Consider the following 19,761-nt stretch of genomic DNA (forward strand, 5'->3'; position numbering starts at 1 on the left):
TTTTTTGCCTTTCCCTTCCCATTTTCAGGATTAAATAAATAGGGTTAACTTTGCAGCCTGATGAGTAAAGCTAACAAACCAAAGTTTTTTGAGAACGTACAGATCATTGATATTGCCGAAGAAGGCAAAGGCGTAGGCAAAGCAGATGATTTTGTTCTTTTTGTAGACAAGGCCGTACCCGGTGATATTGCCGATGTACAAGTGTACCGGAGTAAGAAAAACTTCGGCGAGGGTAAGATCACCGAATTAAAACAAGCTTCAGAATACCGTACAACTGCTTTTTGCGAACACTTCGGTACCTGCGGGGGCTGCAAATGGCAGCACATGACCTACGAGGCCCAGCTTAAATTCAAACAAAAATCGGTTGTTGATGCCTTAAGTCGTTTAGCTAAGATCAACGTTGACGGCATTATGCCAATCGTCCCCTCTCCTGCTGATAGATATTATCGCAATAAACTTGAGTTTACTTTCTCCAATAAACGCTGGCTTTACGATGGCGAAAACAAGGAAGACGGCACGCTGAATATGAATGCCCTGGGTTTCCACATTCCTGGCCGCTTTGATAAGATATTAGACGTAAATCACTGCTATTTGCAAGCCGAACCATCCAACAGTTTGCGTAACGAGATCCGAGATTTTACCATTCAGCAGGGATATACCTATTATGATCTGCGTAATCACAGCGGCATGCTCCGCAATTTGGTTGTGCGTACCTCTTCAACCGGCGAGATCATGGTAATTGTAGTTTTTTCTTATGCTGAGCAAGACGAGATCGATAAGCTGATGAGCCATATTGATACCCGTTTCCCCAAGATCACCTCGCTGCTGTACATTGTAAACCATAAAAAGAACGATACTATATTTGACCAGGATGTTATAGCCTTTAAAGGTCCTGAATACATCCACGAAGAAATGAACGGGATCAAGTTCCGTATAGGGCCAAAATCATTTTACCAAACCAACTCGGTACAGGCACTTCGCCTGTATGAAATAACCCGCGATTTTGCCGAATTTAAAGGCGATGAGCTGGTGTACGACCTCTACACAGGCGCAGGTACCATTGCTAACTTTGTCGCAGGTCATGTGCGTGAAGTAGTTGGCGTTGAATACGTACCTACTGCCATTGAAGACGCCAAAGTAAATTCAGCCATCAATAACATTACCAATACCAAGTTTTACGCCGGTGATATGAAAGATGTGCTGGTAGCCGGTTTCGTAGCCGAACACGGCAAACCGGACGTGATCATCACCGATCCGCCGCGTGCAGGTATGCACCCGGATGTAGTAGCCCGCCTCATGGAAATTGAAGCACCTAAAATTGTTTATGTAAGCTGCAACGCCGCCACCCAGGCCCGCGATTTGCTGGTGTTAAAAGAAAAATATGACACCGTAAAGATTCAACCGGTGGATATGTTTCCGCATACCCAGCACGTGGAGAATGTGGTGTTGCTTGTTTTGAGAGGTTAGGGATTGGAGATAAGAGGTTAGTTGTAGTTGGCTTATAGTTCATGGTTAATAGTTCATAGCCGAAGCCTCATCAGCGAAATCAACATAATCAAAAAACATCAACGGTCAAAATCGGTGTAATCATCCAAGAATCGGTGAAATCACAAAACAAAAAAATCAACGAAATCATCGTAATCAAAAAAATCAACGGTTATGAACCCTGAAGAACTGCTTAACGAAGGAAACGAACGTAATAAACCGGCGGCTGATAGTCCGCTGATAAGTTTGGAGCGCGACCTGAAATATTTTAATGAATCGATCAAAGAGGTAGCTGAAGAGATCATGAACGAAGGGCTTTCGTCCTATCCTATTTTTATAGCACATCAACATGAATTAAGTCTTGGTGAACTGATCCTTGACCGCCATGATTTAAATTCGGAATGGAGCATTCACGCTTCTACATTGGAAGAATTTGTAGAACGTGACGTTATAAAACCAGTGTTAAAAGAACGCTTTGTAAAAAGCTATAAAGACCCATATCAATATATGTGCGTTTTTGTTGTCGTTCCGGAGGGCGCAAACTTTGTGTTTTTCCCTTACGCTAAGTAAGTTTTATTTATATAAATTTGAGACGTGCGGGAAATAAACCTAATGCAGTTTTATCACTATTCCGCATAAATGCTCTTCTAAAAAGAGCACCAAATAACGCTGATAAAAATGCCTGAAAAAAAGCTTCTCATATTAAATAAGCAACAGATCCAGCAAAAACTCGACAGGATGGCCTACCAGATCCTGGAGGATAATTTTGACGAGGAAGAAATATTAATAGCAGGTATCCTGCCTCGCGGTAACCACATTGCCGAGCGCCTGAAAACGATTCTTGACGGTATTGCACCCTTTAAAAGCCGCATACTTACCATCGAACTCGAAAAACAAAGCAGCAGCCTGAGCGCCAACATTGATTTTGAAGTTGAAGAATGCAGCAACAAAGTAGTGGTACTGGTTGATGACGTGCTGAACAGCGGCAAAACCCTTGCTTATGGCTTTGGGGTATTTTTAGATGTGCCGTTGAAAAAGCTTCGCACCGCGGTGTTGGTTGACCGTAACCATAAAAGCTTCCCGATAACGACTGATTTTGCAGGAGTAGCCCTTTCAACTGTTATTAAAGAGCATGTTGATGTGGTGCTTGATGAAGAAGACGGCGAAGAGGATGCGGTTTATTTGAGGTAGAATAGCTAAATATAAAACTCATGTCATTGCGAGCGTAACGTGGCAACCGCACGTAAGCAAATCCGCCCGGTATAGCATGCGATTACCACGCTGCGCTCGCAATGACATAGTGGAGATTATTTATTTATACCCCCAACGCCTCTTCCAATTTCTCAACCGACATATCTATCCCCTCAACAATATTGCTTGCCTGCAAGTAAAAGCCTTCACGCTCGGCCAGTTTACCAGTTATAAACTCAACAAGCTCTTCACCTTTTTTACCTTGTAGTACAGGACGGATAGTTTTACTGTTCTCCAGCCGGTCGGCAAGTGTTTTGGGCGATAATTTTATATACAAGGTTTTGCCATTGGCGTTCATCCAATCCATATGGTCAAAAAAGCAAGGCAGTCCTCCGCCTGTTGATACCACTGTATTTTCAGGATAATCAGTTTCCTTCAGCACCTGCGATTCCAGCTTGCGGAAGGCATCTTCGCCAAAAGATGAAAAATATTCGGCTATGCTCATACCCGCTTTGGCTTCGAGCACATGATCGAGATCAATAAATTCGTAGCCCCATTTGGCGGCCAGTTTGCGGCTCCAGGTTGTTTTGCCACAGCCCATAAAGCCCACAATAAAGTATTTCATAAAATTTCTTCAGCTTAATTTTACCCGCGGATCAATCCAAACATAGATAACATCCACCAGGATACTGATCACCACAAATATAAACGCGATAAACAATATAGAGCCCATCACCACCGGAAAATCCGACATTTCCAGCGCATCTACAGTAGCTTTGCCTAATCCGTTGTAACCAAAAATGTATTCCACAAAAAATGAACCTGCCAGCAGCGATGCAAACCAGTTGGCTATAGCGGTAATAACCGGGTTCATGGCATTCTTTAACGCATGGCGATAAATGATTGTCCGATTGCTCAAACCTTTTGCTTTGGCTGTACGGATATAGTCCTGCCCCAAAACATCCAGCATAGCATTACGGGTAAGCTGCACAATAATTGCCAGCGGCCGTAAGCCCAAAGTAATAACCGGCAATACAAGGTTTTTCAGTGTAATCACTTCGCCTTTAAAAGGATCATAACTATACAAACTGCCCGACATGTTGAGATGCGTGTAATTACTGAGCACAAAACCAAAAACCCAGGCAATGATGATCCCCGCAAAAAAAGACGGGGCCGAAATACCGAGCGTTGAAAAACTCAGCGCCAGCTTATCAATCCAGGTATCTTTATTCACCGCACTCGCCACGCCCAAAAACACACCGATAATGATAGCAAAGATCATAGCTGCCGCGGCAAGCACTAATGTATTAGGGATCACCTCCATGAGCAATGAAGCCACATCCTTGCGGGTTTGGTATGAACGCCTCAGATAAGGCCATTTCAGCGCCAACACCTTACTTTTGCTCACCGGGAACAGTTTTACATAGCCGTATCGCTGTTGCTCGTCAACCGTATTAAGATGAATACCTACAGGCGAAAGATCATTCAAATAATAGGCAAACTGCATAGGTACTGGTTTATCCAGCCCGAACTCTTTACGTACTGCCTGTAATGATTGCACATCAGCACGCTGCCCCTGGGTCATACGGGCCGGGTCGACAGGCAGGATATTGAACAGAAAAAAAACGACAACCACTACTCCCAGCATTACTGCCAGTCCGTATACTAATTTTCGGAGCAGGTAGGGAATCATTTTATTGTTTCTGCAAATATTGTTTTACGATGTCCTCATACTTAGGTACCGAATGATAATGCCATTTGTTAACCACGGTACCATTCTTCATCAGCAAAACTCCCGGGTTAGAACGCACCATTGATTTCAGCGGAACACCATCAGCATAAAAAATCTCGCTGATCAATTTATGCTCTTTTGCAAACGCCTTGGCATCAGCAGCTGAATTTGAGGTAAGCAGTATGGTACGAATATTATAATTATCGGTAAGATTAATGGCCAATGCGTTTAAGCGATTAATAGCATCCTTGTCTGTTTCGCTCAAATCATAAGCAACAATGAACAGGCTATAAAAAGGGCTTGAAAGCAACTCCTTGGTATAATCGTTCCGTTGCGCATCCTGGATAGCCAGGTCACGGATTTTGGGCTCATATCCTTTTTTCACCAGGCGATTTTCCGGATCGCCGACAACTTCCCAGTCGGCATCTTTCCAAATATTGGATTTAAGATATTCTTTATCATTCATCACCTTGGTGGCGCCTGTCTTTTTATTTTTAAGGTGATAGGTCAACTCAAATTCATCAAGCGGGGCACCCGGCGGAATTTTCATTTCATCGGGCAGGTTAGCGCCTATTTTGTACGGCAGAAAATCAATAACCGGCGAAAAGTTATAGGTGTACACACCAAATCCTATCGAAACAATTGCAGCACAGATTAACCATTTATCGCCAACCTTTGCGTTGAACAAAGGAGCGATCTGCTTACGCTTAACAAACAATATCAGCACCAAAGCCAGCAATACCATATCCTTAATGAACGACTGCCATGGTGTTAGCGGAATAGCATCGCCAAAGCAACCACAGGTTTGCACCACTTTAAAAAAAGCCGAATAAAAGGTTAAGAAGCCAAAAAAAATGATCAGCAATAATAATCCCCAGGCAACTTTGACAGCCCTTGCACCGATAAGCAATGCAAAGCCTAACAACATTTCAAGCGCGCACAGCACTATAGCCATGGTAAGCGCCAGGCCGTTTAGGAATGTGATATGAAATACCTCAAAATACTCAACCAGCTTGTACGAAAAACCAAGCGGGTCATTAGCTTTGATCGCTCCCGAAAATATAAACAGTAAGCCCACCAATAAGCGGGGAATCCATATAACGGCACTATTCGATGATGTATTTTTCATAAGCCCCCTCTAAATCTCCTCCGCCAACCGGCAGATGGACTTAAATTTTATAATTAATAAAGCGTTTTATTTACTATGATGAACATTGAGCTTAATCAACGCAAAAACGGCATAGTTCAGCATGTCCTGATAATTGGCTTTCACGCCTTCTGATGCTTCGGTAAGGCCCTGATTATCTTCTATCTGTTTTACACGCAGCAGTTTCATTAATATCAGATCAGTCAATGAACTGATCCTCATATCGCGCCAGGCTTCGCCGTAATCGTGGTTTTTGGCAAACATCAGCTCTTTGGTCTCGTTCACCTTTTCATCAAACATTTCGCTTACATGGTCAGGATTAAGTTCGGTCGACATCTCCGGGCCGCATTCCAGCTGCATCATGGCTATTACACAATAGTTAACAATGCCAATGTATTCGCCGGTAATATCGTCACCCACTTTAGATATTTTTTTTTCTTCGAGGGTGCGGATACGTTGAGCTTTAATAAAAATCTGATCGGTAATGGATTGCGGACGGAGGATGCGCCATGCGGTACCATAATCGCGGGTCTTTTTCATGAAAAGGCCTTTACATATATTAATTACGCCTTCGTATTCTGCTGCTGTATTAGTCAAAAGATGATGTGTTTGAATGTTGTAAAGTTTAAATGTTGCAGGGTTGTGAAGCCCGTGCTTACAAAGTTAATTAACTTTACCACATTCAAACTTTACAACACCCAACTAACCGTGGTAAAAGATACATTTTTCCGTAAAAAAGTTACTATCAATACAGGTGGCCGATTGTTAGATCTTTCATCGACCAGGGTGATGGGCATCATCAATATTACCCCCGATTCATTTTTTGCAGATAGCCGTAAACCCGGCGTTGAGGAAGCCCTGCTTCAGGCACAAAAAATGCTGACCGATGGTGCAACATTTCTGGATATCGGCGCATATTCGTCGCGCCCCGGAGCTGTTGATATTTCGGCACAGGAAGAAACAGACAGGCTATTGCCTGCTGTTGAAGCCATTGCCGCGCAATTCCCGGAAGCTATTATGTCGATAGATACTTTTCGCGCCGGTGTTGCCGAAGCTGCTATTAAAGGCGGCGCACATATCATCAACGATATTTCGGGCGGTACACTTGATGCTGATATGTTTAGTACGGCTGCCCGCTTAAATGTGCCTTATATCCTGATGCACATGAAAGGCACCCCGCAAACCATGAACCAATTGGCCGAATATGACGATATTTTCAGCGAAGTGTTTGATTATTTTGTATCAAAATACAGCGAATTAAAACGGCTTGGCGTACATGATGTGATCCTTGATCCCGGCTTCGGCTTTGCTAAAAAATCGGAACACAGCTATGAGCTGATGAGCCGCATGGATGAGTTTGATCTGCTGGGTTTGCCTATACTTGCCGGCATCTCCCGTAAAAGGATGATCTATGGTTTGTTGGGCAATACTGCTGCCGAAGCTTTGAATGGTACTACTGTTTTGAATACCATTGCGCTCATGAAAGGGGCGAATATTTTAAGGGTGCATGATGTGAAAGAGGCTGTGGAGGCTGTGAAGATTTGGGAGGCTTGCCATTAAGTTTCGAGTAAACAAAAAACCTTGTCATTTCGACGAGGAACGAGGAGAAATCTTATACGCCCTGTAAACCGGGCTGTGCAAATTCGTTTTGCCGGGCGTATAAGATTTCTCTTTCGCCCCTGCGCTCATTCCCCGCTCGCTCCATCGAAATGACATTGCTTGGTATCTTTCTCGCTTCTTAATTCTTGTAGTCCTGCCTCTGAACCCCTACCAGCTCCATCATCTTCAAAATACCATCAACGTACTCCCGGTCATTTGCCAGCCTTGGTACTTTATGCTGACCTCCCAACTTTCCCTTTTCCCGCATCCAGTTAAAGAAGGTGCCATCAGGTGCGCGACGAACTATCGGGCGGCGCAGGGCAAGGTCTTTGAAACGTTTGGCGTCATAATCTGAATTGATACGGCGCAGGGTTTCATCCAGCAGGTCAACAAAACGTTCAAACTCGGCTGGTCTCTTTTCAAACTCAATTATCCATTCATGAGCACCGCAGTCATCGCCGTTAAAATAGACGGGCGCAGCAGTATATTCCCTGATCACAGCACCCGTTTGCGTACATGCCTCTTCCAGTGCACGCTCGGCATTATCAATGATCACCTCCTCGCCAAAGGCATTAATAAAATGTTTTGTCCTGCCGGTGATCTGGATCCTGAATGGCGAAAGCGATGAAAACTTAATGGTATCCCCTATCATGTACCTCCATAAACCGGCGTTGGTTGAAATGATAAGCGCGTAGTTTTTATTCAACTCAACCTCATCAAGCGTTAGCGTTGCAGGATTTTCGTCATGCAGGTTTTCAAGTGGTAAAAACTCATAAAAAATACCGTAGTCCAGCATCAGCAGCATATCGCCGGGCTCTTTGGTATCCTGTATACCAAAAAAGCCTTCGGATGCATTATAGTTTTCGAGGTAATACATATCCTCGTTCGGAATCAGTTTTTTAAACTGCTCGCGGTAAGGTGTAAAGTTTACCGCGCCATGAAAGTACATTTCCAGGTTAGGCCAAACTTCCAATAAGTTCTTTTTGCCGGTTATCTCCAGGATGCGTTTAAACAATACCAGGTTCCAGGTGGGTACGCCACTGATACTGGTAACGTTCACATCCTTGGTAGCGTGGGCTATCTTTTCTATCTTTTCCTCAAAATTTTCGAGTAAAGCGATATCCAAATGCGGTGTGCGATGAAACTCGGCCCAGTAAGGCAGATTTTTCATGATCACCGCCGAAAGATCACCGAATGAAGTATCCTGACTTAGCTGACTGATCTGGTGGCTGCCGCCAAGCGTAAGTATCTTCCCCGTAAACATACGAGGGTTAGGCTGGTTATTAAAATAAATGGTAAGCAAATCTTTGCCGCCTTTAAAGTGGCATTCTTCAAGCGCTTCCTCGCTTACCGGGATAAACTTGCTCCTGTCGCTGGTGGTGCCCGATGATTTGGCAAACCAGCGGATCTCCGAAGGCCACAGCACATTTTTTTCGCCCTTGAGCATCCGCTCAATAAAGGGCTTTAAAGTATCGTAGTTTTGTATAGGGACCCGCTCCTTAAACTGGCCCAGGTTCTCGATACTTTTATAATGATGTTTTTTGCCCCACTCTGTATTCTCGGCAACTGAAACCAGTTGTTCAAACCATTCTTCCTGCACTTCATTCGGGTATTTCATAAAAAGCTCTATCTGGTGGATACGCTTTTTCATGAACCAGGTAAATACGGAGTTAAAGAGGGTCATAGGGTTGTTATTGAGGAAAAACCTTTCGTTTAAGCACAAAGTTCGACCCAAGATACACTTTCCTCACCATTTCATTCTCAGCCAATACCTCGGGGAAGCCCGATTCTAATATTTTACCTTCAAAAAGCAGGTAGGCACGGTCAGTAATTGACAATGTTTCCTGCACATTGTGGTCGGTAATCAGGATGCCGATGTTGCGGGTACGCAATTTAACCACCATAGCCTGAATTTCTTCAACCGCAATAGGGTCAACACCTGCAAAGGGCTCATCAAGCAGGATAAAGTTAGGTTCTGCAGCCAAAGCACGGGCAATTTCTGTACGACGCCGTTCACCACCCGATAGCAGGTCGCCCCGGTTTTTGCGTACCTTATGTAAGCTGAATTCATCAATCAACTCTTCCAGCTTATCTCTTTGCTTTTCTTTAGACATATCGCCCATTTCAAGCACTGCCTTGATATTATCCTCAACCGAAAGCTTCCTGAACACCGATGCTTCCTGTGCCAGGTAACCTATGCCTTTTTGTGCGCGACGGTACATCGGGTCCTGCGTAATATTTTCATTATCCAGGTGTATAGTACCTTCGTTAGGTTTTATCAAACCTACAATCATATAAAATGAGGTTGTTTTACCGGCACCATTAGGACCAAGCAAACCAACAATCTCGCCCTGCGCCACATCAAACGATACATCGTTAACGACGGTACGCTGCTTGTATTTTTTAACTAAATTATCTGCTCTTAGTATCATTATTTGTCTGAACCATGATTTATGGGATTCATGGATTACCCTGATATTTAACCGTTGATTTTTTTGATTTCGATGATTTCGTTGATTAGGACCTGCCGGCTATGAACCATGATCTATCAACTATGAACCAGACTAATCTCCAATCACTAACCTCTAATCACTAAATCGTATCCCCTTCACATTTAACTGAATCGTTCTTCTTTCGCGCCAAACGTTTTCCTCTATTGAATAGCACATTTCAAACGGAACACCGGGCCGCAATTGCTCCAGGTATTGCCCGTGATTAAAGGCTATGCAATCAAACGCTGCCGATCCCTCTTGCATTACGCTCATTTTTATATGCGAGCCGCCAACCAGGCCGGCGTTACCACTAACATACACATTTTTACTTATGAAAACAGGCGCCATATTTTCGGGGCCGAAAGGTGCAAACTGATTCAAGATCCTGAAAAATTTTGGTTCTATCTGGCTTAAACGTAATTCGGCGTCAATTTGTATTTGCTGTATCAATTGTTCGGGTTTTATAGTTGAGCTTACCACTTCCTCAAACCTTTCAATAAATGCCTCGAGGTTTTCGGGTTCCATAGTCAAACCGGCAGCGTACTTGTGCCCTCCAAACTGGATCAACAAGTCTTTACAACCGCAAAGCGCCTCGTACAAGTCGTACCCCAAAACAGAACGTGCCGAACCGGCCACATGCCCGTTCGAGCGGGTAAGCACAATGGTTGGACGGTAATACTTTTCAGTAAGGCGCGAAGCCACGATGCCGATAACGCCCTTGTGCCAGTCTTCATTAAACACCACGGTTGATTTACGGGCAATCAGGACCTCGTCACTTTCTATCATGCCAAGCGCTTCATCGGTAATGTTAAGATCATGCCCTTTTCGCTCGGTATTACGCACGTTGATCATGGCGCTTTTTTCTTTGGCAACATCCTTATCTGTAGCTATCAGCAGTTCAACAGCGTGTTTGGCATCATCTATCCTGCCGGCTGCATTAATGCGCGGACCAAGCGAAAACACTAAATCCGATATGGTATACGTTCCGGTACGGCCGGCTATTTCCATTAATGCCTTAACACCGATACACGGATCAGTATTGATTTTTTGCAAACCGAAATGTGCCAGTACCCTGTTTTCGCCGGTGATATGAACGATATCGCAAGAGATGCTGATCACCACCAGGTCGAGATAACAATTTACTTCTTCAACCGGGATATTATTCTTTTCGGCGTAGGCCTGGATCAGCTTGAAACCAATACCACAGCCGGACAATTCTTTATAGGGATATTCGCAATCTTCGCGTTTAGGGTCAAGCACCGCTACCGCATTCGGAATAGATGCCCCCGGTAAATGGTGGTCACAAATAATAAAATCGATATTTCTTTCATTGGCATAGTCAATTTTATCAATTGATTTAATACCACAGTCAAGCGCTATGATCAGGGTAATACCATGCTCGGCAGCATAATCAATCCCCTGGGTTGAAATGCCATAACCTTCCTTGTAACGATCCGGGATATAATAATCTATATTATCATAAAGCTTCTTGAAGAAACTGTAAGTTAACGCAACAGCAGTAGTGCCATCCACATCATAATCACCATAAATCATGATCTTTTCGCCAGCCACCATGGCCTGCTCAATACGAAGGATAGCTTTTTCCATATCCTTCATCAGGAACGGATCATGCAGGTGCCGGTAATCGGGCCTGAAAAAATAGCGGGCATCTTCAAAGGTGGTGATACCGCGCTGCACAAGCATAGTGCTTAAAACGGTATCGATATTAAGTTCGGCGGCTAATTTTATTACATCATCATGGTTTGTATTATCCTTTAGCGCCCAACGTTTATTCATATCTTTGCAGCTTGAAACAGTAAATATACTTATGCTCTGTTAAAGAGCCAAAGTTACATTCAAAATCTGATACTACGTTTACTATGGAATTTTTTGCTTTAGGTGAAGGCTCTTATTCGGTTGATGCAACCAAGAAATTTATCCCGTTCAACCCGGAAACTGATAACCCCAAAGATCGTCCGGCTTCGTTGTTCATCCACGTTAACCCCTTCCTCATCAAAACAAAAACCGATTTGATAGTATTAGATACCGGTCTTGGCTTTAAAGATACCCGCGATGAACTGATGTTGCACCAGAACATTCGCAAAGCAGGCTTCGATCCGGATGATGTTACGCTGGTAATGATGTCGCACCTGCATTATGACCATTCGGGCGGTTTGGTAGTTGAGCGTAACGGCAAATTAGTGCCCAGCTTTCCGCAGGCCGAGCATGTAATCAATAAACAGGAATGGGAATTTGGCATAAGTGGCAAGGGCTCATCATATCATGTTGAAATATTTGAAGCTTTACAGGCCAGCGCTAAAATCACTTTTATTGAAGGTAATGGTGAGTTTAAACCGGGTATCAGGTATGAACACTCGGGCGGTCACTGCCCTGCACACCAGGTATTTTGGTTTGATATGGAAGGCGAAAAGGTATTCTTTGGCGGCGATGAGCTTCCTGAACCGGAACAGTTACTAAGAAAATTCATAGCCAAATACGATATGGATGGCCGTAAAGCTATGATGCTGCGCGAAGAGTATGGTAAAAAGGCCGCTGCCGAAGGCTGGAAATGCCTGTTTTACCATTCCAAGTCATTTGCCATTGGAACGGTAGAAACAGAAGGCGATCATTTTAAAGTTAAACCGGTTTATTAATGTTCGGTAGGAACCTCAAATAATTCTTTTATTTTTTCAACATTAAGGGGCTTTGAAATAAAATCTTTCACCAGCGGATATGAACGTGCCTTGTTAATATCGTTGCTGAAAACCGATGATGAAATAATGTAGATCTTGCTTTTGCCCAGTGGGTCGAGGTTGAGGCGCTTATACTCATCCAAAAATTCCCAGCCATTCATAATGGGCATATTAATATCAAGTAAAATATAATCGGGCAGTTTATTAGGATCTTTACGCTGAATATCAGAAAGTTGCTCAATAGCATACTTTCCGTTCAGGCAGGCCATAATTTCAGTATTAAGTAAAGCTTTCTTTATCAGTTTTATGGAGATGAAGTTATTTATCTCGTCGTCATCAACCAGTAATACACTAATGGCTTTATTGTTAATATTCATATCTATAATTTAAGCGCTGTATCTTTATACGAGGCCTTGATTTAAAAAGTTATATTCCCTTTAGTTGTAAATCTATAAATAATATCCCCGCGACACTTAATTAAATAACCATAACAGAGGATATTTATTTTAATCAGGAAATTAAATAAAGATCAGCATACAGGAAACTCCATGTAAAAACTAACCGTTGAATATTATATTTTAAAAAGTATAATCACGCTCAACCCTGCAAATACGTACTTTATAGGCCTGGTACCATTTATCGCGGCCCCGTTGCTGGGCAAACAGGTGGCGGGCATTAGCTTTCCAATTCCTGATCGCTTCTTCCGATTGCCAATAAGACACCGTTATTCCGACATTGTTACGGGCCGACTCAACACCCAAAAAGCCTTCCTGCTCCTTTGCAAGCGCCTCCATTTCTACAGCCATATCACCATAGCCATCATCTCCCGGGGTGCGTACAGAGGTAAATATCACCGCATAATAAGGAGGTTGAGGAGTTGGGGCGATAAGCTCCTCTGATTTTAGATGTGCAGATTCCAAATGTGCAAATTATTAAAGGTGAGACAATAGATTAACGAGACGAAATATGCAAATTATTAACGTACCAGATTTCAGATATAAAAATAAACAAAAGAGGTCGCGTAACAGTTTTCAGACTGCGAAGAAAAAAAATGTGCAGGCAATTATCATCACCTGCACATTTGCACATCTATAATCTGCACATTTTAAAACTTATTCTATCACACTTTCTTCAAACTCATACTCTTCTAACGGAGGGCATGAGCAAATCAGCGTTCTGTCGCCGTAAGTGTCATTCACCCTGCCTACTGAAGGCCAGAATTTATTGGCAGCTACATAAGGCAGCGGGAATGCCGCTTTTTGACGGGTATAAGGATGCTCCCATTCGTTGCCGGTAATTACAGCTACTGTATGAGGCGCATTTTTTAACGGATTGTTTGTTTTATCGGATAAACCATCAACTACATCAGCAATTTCATGGCGGATAGAGATCATGGCATCGCAGAAACGGTCGAGCTCATGCTTAGGCTCCGATTCGGTTGGCTCAACCATTACAGTACCCGCAACCGGGAACGACACAGTTGGCGCATGGAACCCGTAGTCCATTAAACGCTTGGCGATATCAGTTACCTCAATGCCTGCCGATTTAAATGAGCGGCAATCCAATATCATTTCGTGTGCACAACGACCGTTAGCACCTGTGTATAACACCGGATAATGCTCCTTTAATCTTGTTTTGATGTAATTGGCATTCAGGATAGCATAACGGGTTGCATTAGTTAAACCTTCGGCACCCATCATAGCTATGTAAGCATGTGAAATGATCAGGATAGAAGCCGAGCCCCACGGCGCTGCCGAAACAGCATGAATTGATTTGCCCCTGTCGATATCAACCACAGCATGACCAGGCAGATAAGGAACCAAATGTTTTGCAACACCGATCGGGCCCATACCGGGGCCACCACCACCGTGCGGGATACAGAAAGTTTTATGCAGGTTAAGGTGACAAACATCGGCACCGATATTGGCCGGGCTTGTTAAACCTACCTGTGCATTCATATTAGCACCGTCCATATAAACCTGGCCGCCGTTTTCATGGATAATTTCGCAGATTTCGATAATGCTTTCTTCAAACACGCCATGTGTTGACGGGTAAGTAACCATCAAACATGAAAGCTCATTTTTGTATTGCTCGGCTTTAGCGCGCATATCGGCAACGTCGATGTTACCATTGTCATCACATTTAACCACTACTATCTTCATGCCGGCCATTGCTGCTGACGCAGGGTTGGTACCGTGCGCAGATGAAGGGATCAAAGCAATATTACGATGAGCGTCACCCCTATCCAAATGATAAGCGCGGATAACCATTAAACCGGCATATTCGCCCTGTGCACCGGCGTTTGGCTGCAGGCTCATGGCTGCAAAACCGGTAATTTCGCTTAACCAGTTATTGATCTCATCAAACAACTGCATATAACCGCCAACCTGGTCGGTTGGGGCAAATGGGTGAATTTTGCTGAACTCGGCCCAGGTAACAGGCACCATTTCGGTAGTAGCGTTCAGCTTCATGGTACATGAACCTAAAGCTATCATTGAATGACATAAAGAAAGGTCTTTTGCCTCTAATGATTTGATATAACGCAGCATCTCATGTTCAGACCGGTGGGTATTGAACAAGCTATGTGTTAAGTAAGCCGAAGTACGCTGAAGCTCTGTAGGGATAGCAGTTTCAAGACCGGCATTAATGCCGTCAAAATCAACATCATTAAGGGTTTTGCCTTTTACTTTGGCAAAGAACCTTACGATTGTTTTGATATCTTCAACCGAAGTTGTTTCATCGACAGAGATAGTAACTATTGAACCTTCATAGTTCAGGTTCATTTCGTTGTTTAAAGCCTCTGAGTGAATTGGGCCTGCCAAATGGGCTACATCAAATTTAACGGTATCGAAATATGATTCGTTAAGCTGTTCGTAACCCAGCTGCCCTAAAGTTTTAGCTAATAATACAGCTAATCCGTGAATCCTTTCGGCAATTAACTTAATACCATCCGGACCATGATATACGGCGTACATACCAGCCATGATAGCCAATAGTGCCTGCGCGGTACAAATATTTGAAGTTGCTTTATCGCGGCGGATGTGCTGCTCGCGGGTTTGAAGCGCCATACGCAGCGCATAGTTATTAGCGCTGTCGATAGTAACACCAATGATACGGCCAGGGATAGAACGTTTATATTCTTCTTTAGTTGCAAAGAATGCAGCATGCGGGCCACCAAAGCCCATTGGTACGCCGAAACGCTGTGACGAGCCAACAACAATGTCGGCCCCCCATTCGCCCGGAGGCGTTAACAGGGCAAGGCTCATGATATCGGCAACAACGGTAAGTTTAATACCTTTTTCGTGACCTTTAGCTGCAAAGTCGGCATAGTTATAAACCGCGCCGTCACCGGCAGGGTATTGTACAATGGCGCCGAACATATCGTCGGTTAATTCAACGGTACGGTGATCGCCTATTCTTAGCTCAATGCCATAAGGCTCTGAGCGGGTTTTTAAGATATCAATAGTTTGGGGAAACACTTCTTCCGAAACGAAGAATACGTTGGCATTGTTATTTTTACGCAAGGTGTATTGCATAAACATAGCTTCGGCAGCAGCTGTACCTTCGTCAAGCAATGAAGCATTCGCAATTTCCATGCCTGTAAGGTCAATAACCATGGTTTGGAAATTTAACAAAGCCTGCAAACGGCCCTGTGCAATTTCGGCCTGGTACGGAGTATACTGCGTATACCATCCCGGATTTTCAAGAATGTTACGCTGAATAACACCCGGTACAATTACATCATAGTAACCTTTACCAATGAACGACTTGAAAACTTTGTTTTTTGAAGCAGTTTGCTTTAGGGTGTTCAGGTAATCGAACTCGCTTTTTGCTGCGGGCAGGTTAAGCGGTTTGGTAAGCCTGATCTTTTGCGGTATTGTTTGCCCTATTAATTCATCAAGCGTACTTACACCGATGGTTTTTAACATTTTGGCCGTGTCGGCCGCACTTGGAGCAATGTGCCTCGACTGAAACTGCTCCTGATAGGTTGTATTCAACTTCATGAATTAATCGTCCCTCTTAAATTTACCGCAAAGGTACGATTTTACAAATTGAGTAACAATGAGGTAATATGATATTGACAATGCATTTACAGGGAAAAAATGTAAATCAATTTGGTTAGTATAACCTTTATTTAAATCCGGGGCAAAATCGTAAATTGCTATCGGGCAACATAACCAATTACACCCTGATTGTTAACTTCCCGGCAACCAATGATCACAGGTTACAAACTATTGTGGCTTACTTTACTTTTGCTCTGCATTTATATAAATGCAGAGGCAACTGTGTTTACGGTTACAAGTAATGCCGATACCGGACCGGGCACATTGCGTGATGCTCTTACCGAAGCAGCAGCTAACGGTACAGTTCAGCAGGATGTTATTAATTTTAATTTGTCGGCCGGCGTGATCATAACACTTTTCACCCAGTTCCCCGAGGTTACTTCAAATTTAATTATCGACGGCAGCACGCAGCCTACACCCAAACTCGGCAGAAGTGATGCCAGGGTTTATATCGTACCGGATATCAGTTATACTTTTCCGGGGACAAAGGCAGCTGCCTTGTTGATGACCGAAGTTACCAATGTGGAGATCTATGGCTTATGCATAAAAGGTTACAGCAGCAAACTCACAAACTTTAACGGCAACCTGCTTTTCACTGCTATATCGGCTTATGATTGTACCAATATTACCGTAGGCGCACCGGATAAAGGAAATGTTTTTTGTGATAACATCTATGGTGTTTATTGCGGTACCAACTCGCTAACCGACTCAAAGAATAATAATAATATCCTTATCCAATCAAACTTTATTGGTTATGATGAATCAGGAACAAATGTAGTTGAATTAGGGTATGCACTTGATATCACTGCCGATAATTCGACGGTTGGCGGTCCTGCTTTGAAAGAAAGAAACTTTTTTGCCACCGCGATAGCCCTGAACGGGATTGATAATAAATTTATCAACAACTCGCTTTCTCTTGATGTGAACGGCCAGGATAACCGCGGAGTAGCTTCAATTCTTTTACACTTTCAGGGAAGCAACACGCAGGTAACCGACAATGATTTCTGTGCTACCACGTTCCAGTTTGTATCAGTTAACGGCTTTTCCTTTCTGCGTAATAAACAAAGCAATATACCTGGTAATTCGGGCATGTCGCTATTTAAATGTGACAATGCTTTTATAGGCGATGATAACGATAATGATATCAACATTTTCAGTAATGACGGCGGTGCATTTTACGCGGTCGAATCAACCAATATTACTATAGCTAAAAACAGCATCTCATGTAATACAACGCCATACCTTATATCAAGTGGCACAGCCATCCCTAATATTAATGTGCTTGTAAATAGCGCCTCCGAATTTTCAGGGACAGCATCGCCCGGAGCAGCGGTTTATATTTATAATGATAATACTGATTGTAATGTTTGCAACCCGGTACAATACCTTACTACAATTACTGCTGACGCGGCGGGCAACTGGAAGTTTACCGGCGATCTGCATAATAAAAAACTGGTGGCCAATGCTACGCTTAATAACAGCTCGTCTGAATATACGCAGCCGGTGATTTCAACATCAGCCGCCGATTATATCAAAGTTAATCCAACCTGCTTCAAAAATAACGGATCAATTACCCTGCAAAACTTAAAGAATGTTATCGGGGTTGACTGGTATAACGATCAGGACCAATTGGTACAATCCGGCGGCCCTAAACTGGATGGTGTTGGCATTGGTACTTATTACGCCAAATGCTATAATGGAAATTGCTTTGCAAAATCTATTCTCATAACCTTAACCAGTTCAAATCCCGGCATTGATGATACAGGGCTTCAAAAAGTAAATGCTTCCTGCGATGCAGCCAACGGGAGCATCAGTAACTTAAAACTAATTAATACCAACGGTACTACACCACCATTAAGGTGGACAAATGAAGCGGGGGAGATAATACGCAATACACTGGATATCGACGGGCTTGCCGGCGGAACATATACCCTTACCATAGATCCGGATGGTTGCGCTGTACCCTACCATGTTACCCTGCTTAACCAGGAGCTTGTTCTCGATCCGCCGGTGATCAGTAGCTTTCAGTTATGTGGGCCGGGAGAGACGATAATACCTGTAAATAATCCGGTAGCAACATCAACCTACAGGCTTTATGATAGTGAAAGCAGTACTACTCCGCTTGATGAGGAACCTAATGGTAAGTTTAAAGTAAATGTTACCGCCAACCGAAGCTATTTTATAAGCCGTTTTAGTAACGCCTGTGAAAGCACCCGCACAAAGGTTGATGTGAGCGTAGGCCTTTCAAGCCTCAATATTGCCAATGTAATTACCCCCAATAATGACGGTATAAACGATTATTGGCAAATAGCAGGCATGGAAAATTATCCATCAGCAACCGTAAAAATATTTAATCGCTATGGAAAAAACATTTTTAGCTCAATAGGATATAGCCACCCGTTCAATGGCGCTTATAATGGCAGGCCATTACCCTCGGGCAGCTATTATTATATCATTAATCTAAGCTCAGGTTGTGGCTTATTATCAGGCAGCTTAAGTATTATCCGTTAGTTAATTGCCTCAGGTACATTTGGATGGTATTTTCCAAACCATAGTACAAGGCATCGCTTACCAGTGCATGACCAATGCTTACTTCGAGCAGGCCAGGTATATTTTCGGCAAAATATTTCAGGTTATGTAAATCCAGGTCATGACCGGCGTTAAGGCCCAATCCTGCCTGTTGCGCGGCTTTTGCAGCCTCAATATACGGAGCAATGGCGAGTTCTTTTCCCTGCGGAAAATGAGTAGCATAACCTTCAGTATAAAGCTCTACACGATCGGTACCGGTTTTGGCAGCTCCTTCAACCATTGCAGGAATAGGGTCAACAAAAATAGATACACGGATGCCGGCTTCTTTAAACACAGCTATCATATCTTTTAAATAATGATAGTTGGTGATAGTATCCCAGCCATGATTTGAAGTGATCTGCCCCAACACATCGGGCACCAGGGTAACCTGCTCGGGCTTATTGGCCAGCACCAAATCGATAAATTTTTGCTCCTGGCAATTGCCTTCTATATTGAACTCGGTAGTAACAATTTTCTTGAGCTCAAATACATCGTTATAACGGATGTGGCGCTCATCTGGTCGCGGGTGCACTGTTATTCCCTGCGCACCAAAACGTTCACAATCTTTAGCAACCTGGATCAGGTCGGGATTATTACCACCGCGCGAATTACGCAGCGTGGCTATTTTGTTGATATTGACAGATAGACGGGTCATATATTTCAAAGTTAGATATCATTTAGATAAAATGCCCGATATATTTAACTTTAGGTCATGAAGCCTAAACAAATTATTATCGAGTTATGTGTGCTAATTGCCATATATATACTGGCCTTTTTTGTTGGCCTGTTT

General features: G+C 43.3%; 17 protein-coding genes. 6 read left to right on the plus strand and 11 right to left on the minus strand.

Annotation, left to right across the window (positions count from 1 at the left end; translation table 11 throughout):
- Window positions 1–60: 60 nt before the first annotated feature.
- The 3 genes from rlmD (at window position 61) to ACEN9X_RS05995 (ending at window position 2,676) form a co-directional block, all read left to right on the plus strand.
- Window positions 61–1,467, plus strand: a complete 1,407-nt coding sequence (gene rlmD, locus ACEN9X_RS05985) for a 23S rRNA (uracil(1939)-C(5))-methyltransferase RlmD (protein WP_413669531.1) — start codon at window positions 61–63, stop codon at window positions 1,465–1,467.
- 192 nt (window positions 1,468–1,659) lie between these two features.
- Window positions 1,660–2,055: a hypothetical protein gene (locus tag ACEN9X_RS05990; protein WP_413669532.1), complete on the plus strand. Its 396-nt coding sequence runs from the start codon at window positions 1,660–1,662 to the stop codon at window positions 2,053–2,055.
- A 108-nt stretch (window positions 2,056–2,163) separates the two neighbouring features.
- Window positions 2,164–2,676 (plus strand): phosphoribosyltransferase family protein, encoded by a 513-nt coding sequence (locus ACEN9X_RS05995; RefSeq protein ID WP_413669533.1) that lies wholly within the window; start codon window positions 2,164–2,166, stop codon window positions 2,674–2,676.
- A gap of 124 nt (window positions 2,677–2,800) precedes the next feature.
- Here the strand turns inward: ACEN9X_RS05995 and ACEN9X_RS06000 are convergent, their stop codons facing one another.
- From ACEN9X_RS06000 to ACEN9X_RS06015, 4 genes are all read right to left on the minus strand, one after another.
- Window positions 2,801–3,301, minus strand: coding sequence for a shikimate kinase (locus ACEN9X_RS06000; RefSeq protein ID WP_413669534.1), 501 nt, complete (start codon window positions 3,299–3,301; stop codon window positions 2,801–2,803).
- A 9-nt stretch (window positions 3,302–3,310) separates the two neighbouring features.
- On the minus strand, window positions 3,311–4,369 hold the full coding sequence (locus ACEN9X_RS06005) for an ABC transporter permease (RefSeq protein ID WP_413669535.1): 1,059 nt from the start codon (window positions 4,367–4,369) through the stop codon (window positions 3,311–3,313).
- 1 nt (window position 4,370) lies between these two features.
- Complete coding sequence (locus tag ACEN9X_RS06010; protein ID WP_413669536.1) at window positions 4,371–5,537, minus strand: BT_3928 family protein; 1,167 nt, start codon at window positions 5,535–5,537, stop codon at window positions 4,371–4,373.
- Window positions 5,538–5,603: 66 nt separating this feature from the next.
- Window positions 5,604–6,095, minus strand: coding sequence for a DUF1599 domain-containing protein (locus ACEN9X_RS06015; protein WP_413669537.1), 492 nt, complete (start codon window positions 6,093–6,095; stop codon window positions 5,604–5,606).
- Window positions 6,096–6,263: 168 nt separating this feature from the next.
- On the opposite strand from ACEN9X_RS06015, the gene folP reads away from it, so the two are divergent.
- Entirely contained in the window at window positions 6,264–7,115 is an 852-nt protein-coding gene (gene folP / locus ACEN9X_RS06020) for a dihydropteroate synthase (RefSeq protein ID WP_413671114.1), read from the plus strand.
- 178 nt (window positions 7,116–7,293) lie between these two features.
- Here the strand turns inward: folP and ACEN9X_RS06025 are convergent, their stop codons facing one another.
- The 3 genes from ACEN9X_RS06025 to recJ form a co-directional block, all read right to left on the minus strand.
- Window positions 7,294–8,838, minus strand: a complete 1,545-nt coding sequence (locus ACEN9X_RS06025) for a GH3 auxin-responsive promoter family protein (RefSeq protein WP_413669538.1) — start codon at window positions 8,836–8,838, stop codon at window positions 7,294–7,296.
- A 7-nt stretch (window positions 8,839–8,845) separates the two neighbouring features.
- Window positions 8,846–9,586: an LPS export ABC transporter ATP-binding protein gene (gene lptB / locus ACEN9X_RS06030; RefSeq protein WP_413669539.1), complete on the minus strand. Its 741-nt coding sequence runs from the start codon at window positions 9,584–9,586 to the stop codon at window positions 8,846–8,848.
- A gap of 153 nt (window positions 9,587–9,739) precedes the next feature.
- Complete coding sequence (gene recJ / locus ACEN9X_RS06035) at window positions 9,740–11,443, minus strand: single-stranded-DNA-specific exonuclease RecJ (RefSeq protein WP_413669540.1); 1,704 nt, start codon at window positions 11,441–11,443, stop codon at window positions 9,740–9,742.
- Between the two features lie 83 nt (window positions 11,444–11,526).
- Here recJ and ACEN9X_RS06040 point away from each other — a divergent pair, with 83 nt between their 5' ends.
- Window positions 11,527–12,300, plus strand: coding sequence for an MBL fold metallo-hydrolase (locus ACEN9X_RS06040; RefSeq protein WP_413669541.1), 774 nt, complete (start codon window positions 11,527–11,529; stop codon window positions 12,298–12,300).
- Here the strand turns inward: ACEN9X_RS06040 and ACEN9X_RS06045 are convergent.
- The 3 genes from ACEN9X_RS06045 to gcvP all read right to left on the minus strand — a co-directional run bounded on the left by ACEN9X_RS06045 (window position 12,297) and on the right by gcvP (window position 16,343).
- Window positions 12,297–12,716 carry a response regulator gene (locus ACEN9X_RS06045; RefSeq protein WP_091220449.1) on the minus strand — a complete coding sequence of 140 codons (420 nt, stop codon included), beginning with the start codon at window positions 12,714–12,716 and terminating at the stop codon, window positions 12,297–12,299. The genes ACEN9X_RS06040 and ACEN9X_RS06045 overlap by 4 nt on opposite strands.
- Window positions 12,717–12,917: 201 nt before the next feature.
- Entirely contained in the window at window positions 12,918–13,259 is a 342-nt protein-coding gene (locus tag ACEN9X_RS06050) for an antibiotic biosynthesis monooxygenase family protein (RefSeq protein ID WP_413669542.1), read from the minus strand.
- Between the two features lie 192 nt (window positions 13,260–13,451).
- The gene (gene gcvP / locus ACEN9X_RS06055) at window positions 13,452–16,343 is read right to left on the minus strand and encodes an aminomethyl-transferring glycine dehydrogenase (protein ID WP_413669543.1); all 2,892 of its coding nucleotides are present in this window, start codon (window positions 16,341–16,343) and stop codon (window positions 13,452–13,454) included.
- A gap of 210 nt (window positions 16,344–16,553) precedes the next feature.
- Between gcvP and ACEN9X_RS06060 the strand changes: the two genes are divergently transcribed.
- Window positions 16,554–18,914: a gliding motility-associated C-terminal domain-containing protein gene (locus ACEN9X_RS06060; protein ID WP_413669544.1), complete on the plus strand. Its 2,361-nt coding sequence runs from the start codon at window positions 16,554–16,556 to the stop codon at window positions 18,912–18,914.
- Here ACEN9X_RS06060 and ACEN9X_RS06065 read toward each other — a convergent pair.
- Window positions 18,904–19,626: a pyridoxine 5'-phosphate synthase gene (locus tag ACEN9X_RS06065; RefSeq protein WP_413669545.1), complete on the minus strand. Its 723-nt coding sequence runs from the start codon at window positions 19,624–19,626 to the stop codon at window positions 18,904–18,906. The genes ACEN9X_RS06060 and ACEN9X_RS06065 overlap by 11 nt on opposite strands.
- Window positions 19,627–19,761: the final 135 nt, after the last annotated feature.

The organism is Mucilaginibacter sp. Mucisp86, from assembly GCF_047324315.1.
Taxonomy (GTDB): Bacteria; Bacteroidota; Bacteroidia; order Sphingobacteriales; family Sphingobacteriaceae; genus Mucilaginibacter.

Coding starts and splice junctions, on each gene's coding strand:
- recJ (WP_413669540.1), bottom strand. CDS start 11,443: ATGAATAAACGTTGGGCGCTAAAGGATAATACAAACCATGATGATGTA.
- lptB (WP_413669539.1), bottom strand. CDS start 9,586: ATGATACTAAGAGCAGATAATTTAGTTAAAAAATACAAGCAGCGTACC.
- ACEN9X_RS06065 (WP_413669545.1), bottom strand. CDS start 19,626: ATGACCCGTCTATCTGTCAATATCAACAAAATAGCCACGCTGCGTAAT.
- ACEN9X_RS06025 (WP_413669538.1), bottom strand. CDS start 8,838: ATGACCCTCTTTAACTCCGTATTTACCTGGTTCATGAAAAAGCGTATC.
- ACEN9X_RS05990 (WP_413669532.1), top strand. CDS start 1,660: ATGAACCCTGAAGAACTGCTTAACGAAGGAAACGAACGTAATAAACCG.
- ACEN9X_RS06015 (WP_413669537.1), bottom strand. CDS start 6,095: ATGAAAAAGACCCGCGATTATGGTACCGCATGGCGCATCCTCCGTCCG.
- ACEN9X_RS06040 (WP_413669541.1), top strand. CDS start 11,527: ATGGAATTTTTTGCTTTAGGTGAAGGCTCTTATTCGGTTGATGCAACC.
- ACEN9X_RS06045 (WP_091220449.1), bottom strand. CDS start 12,716: ATGAATATTAACAATAAAGCCATTAGTGTATTACTGGTTGATGACGAC.
- ACEN9X_RS06005 (WP_413669535.1), bottom strand. CDS start 4,369: ATGATTCCCTACCTGCTCCGAAAATTAGTATACGGACTGGCAGTAATG.
- ACEN9X_RS06060 (WP_413669544.1), top strand. CDS start 16,554: ATGATCACAGGTTACAAACTATTGTGGCTTACTTTACTTTTGCTCTGC.
- ACEN9X_RS05995 (WP_413669533.1), top strand. CDS start 2,164: ATGCCTGAAAAAAAGCTTCTCATATTAAATAAGCAACAGATCCAGCAA.
- rlmD (WP_413669531.1), top strand. CDS start 61: ATGAGTAAAGCTAACAAACCAAAGTTTTTTGAGAACGTACAGATCATT.
- ACEN9X_RS06010 (WP_413669536.1), bottom strand. CDS start 5,537: ATGAAAAATACATCATCGAATAGTGCCGTTATATGGATTCCCCGCTTA.
- ACEN9X_RS06000 (WP_413669534.1), bottom strand. CDS start 3,301: ATGAAATACTTTATTGTGGGCTTTATGGGCTGTGGCAAAACAACCTGG.
- gcvP (WP_413669543.1), bottom strand. CDS start 16,343: ATGAAGTTGAATACAACCTATCAGGAGCAGTTTCAGTCGAGGCACATT.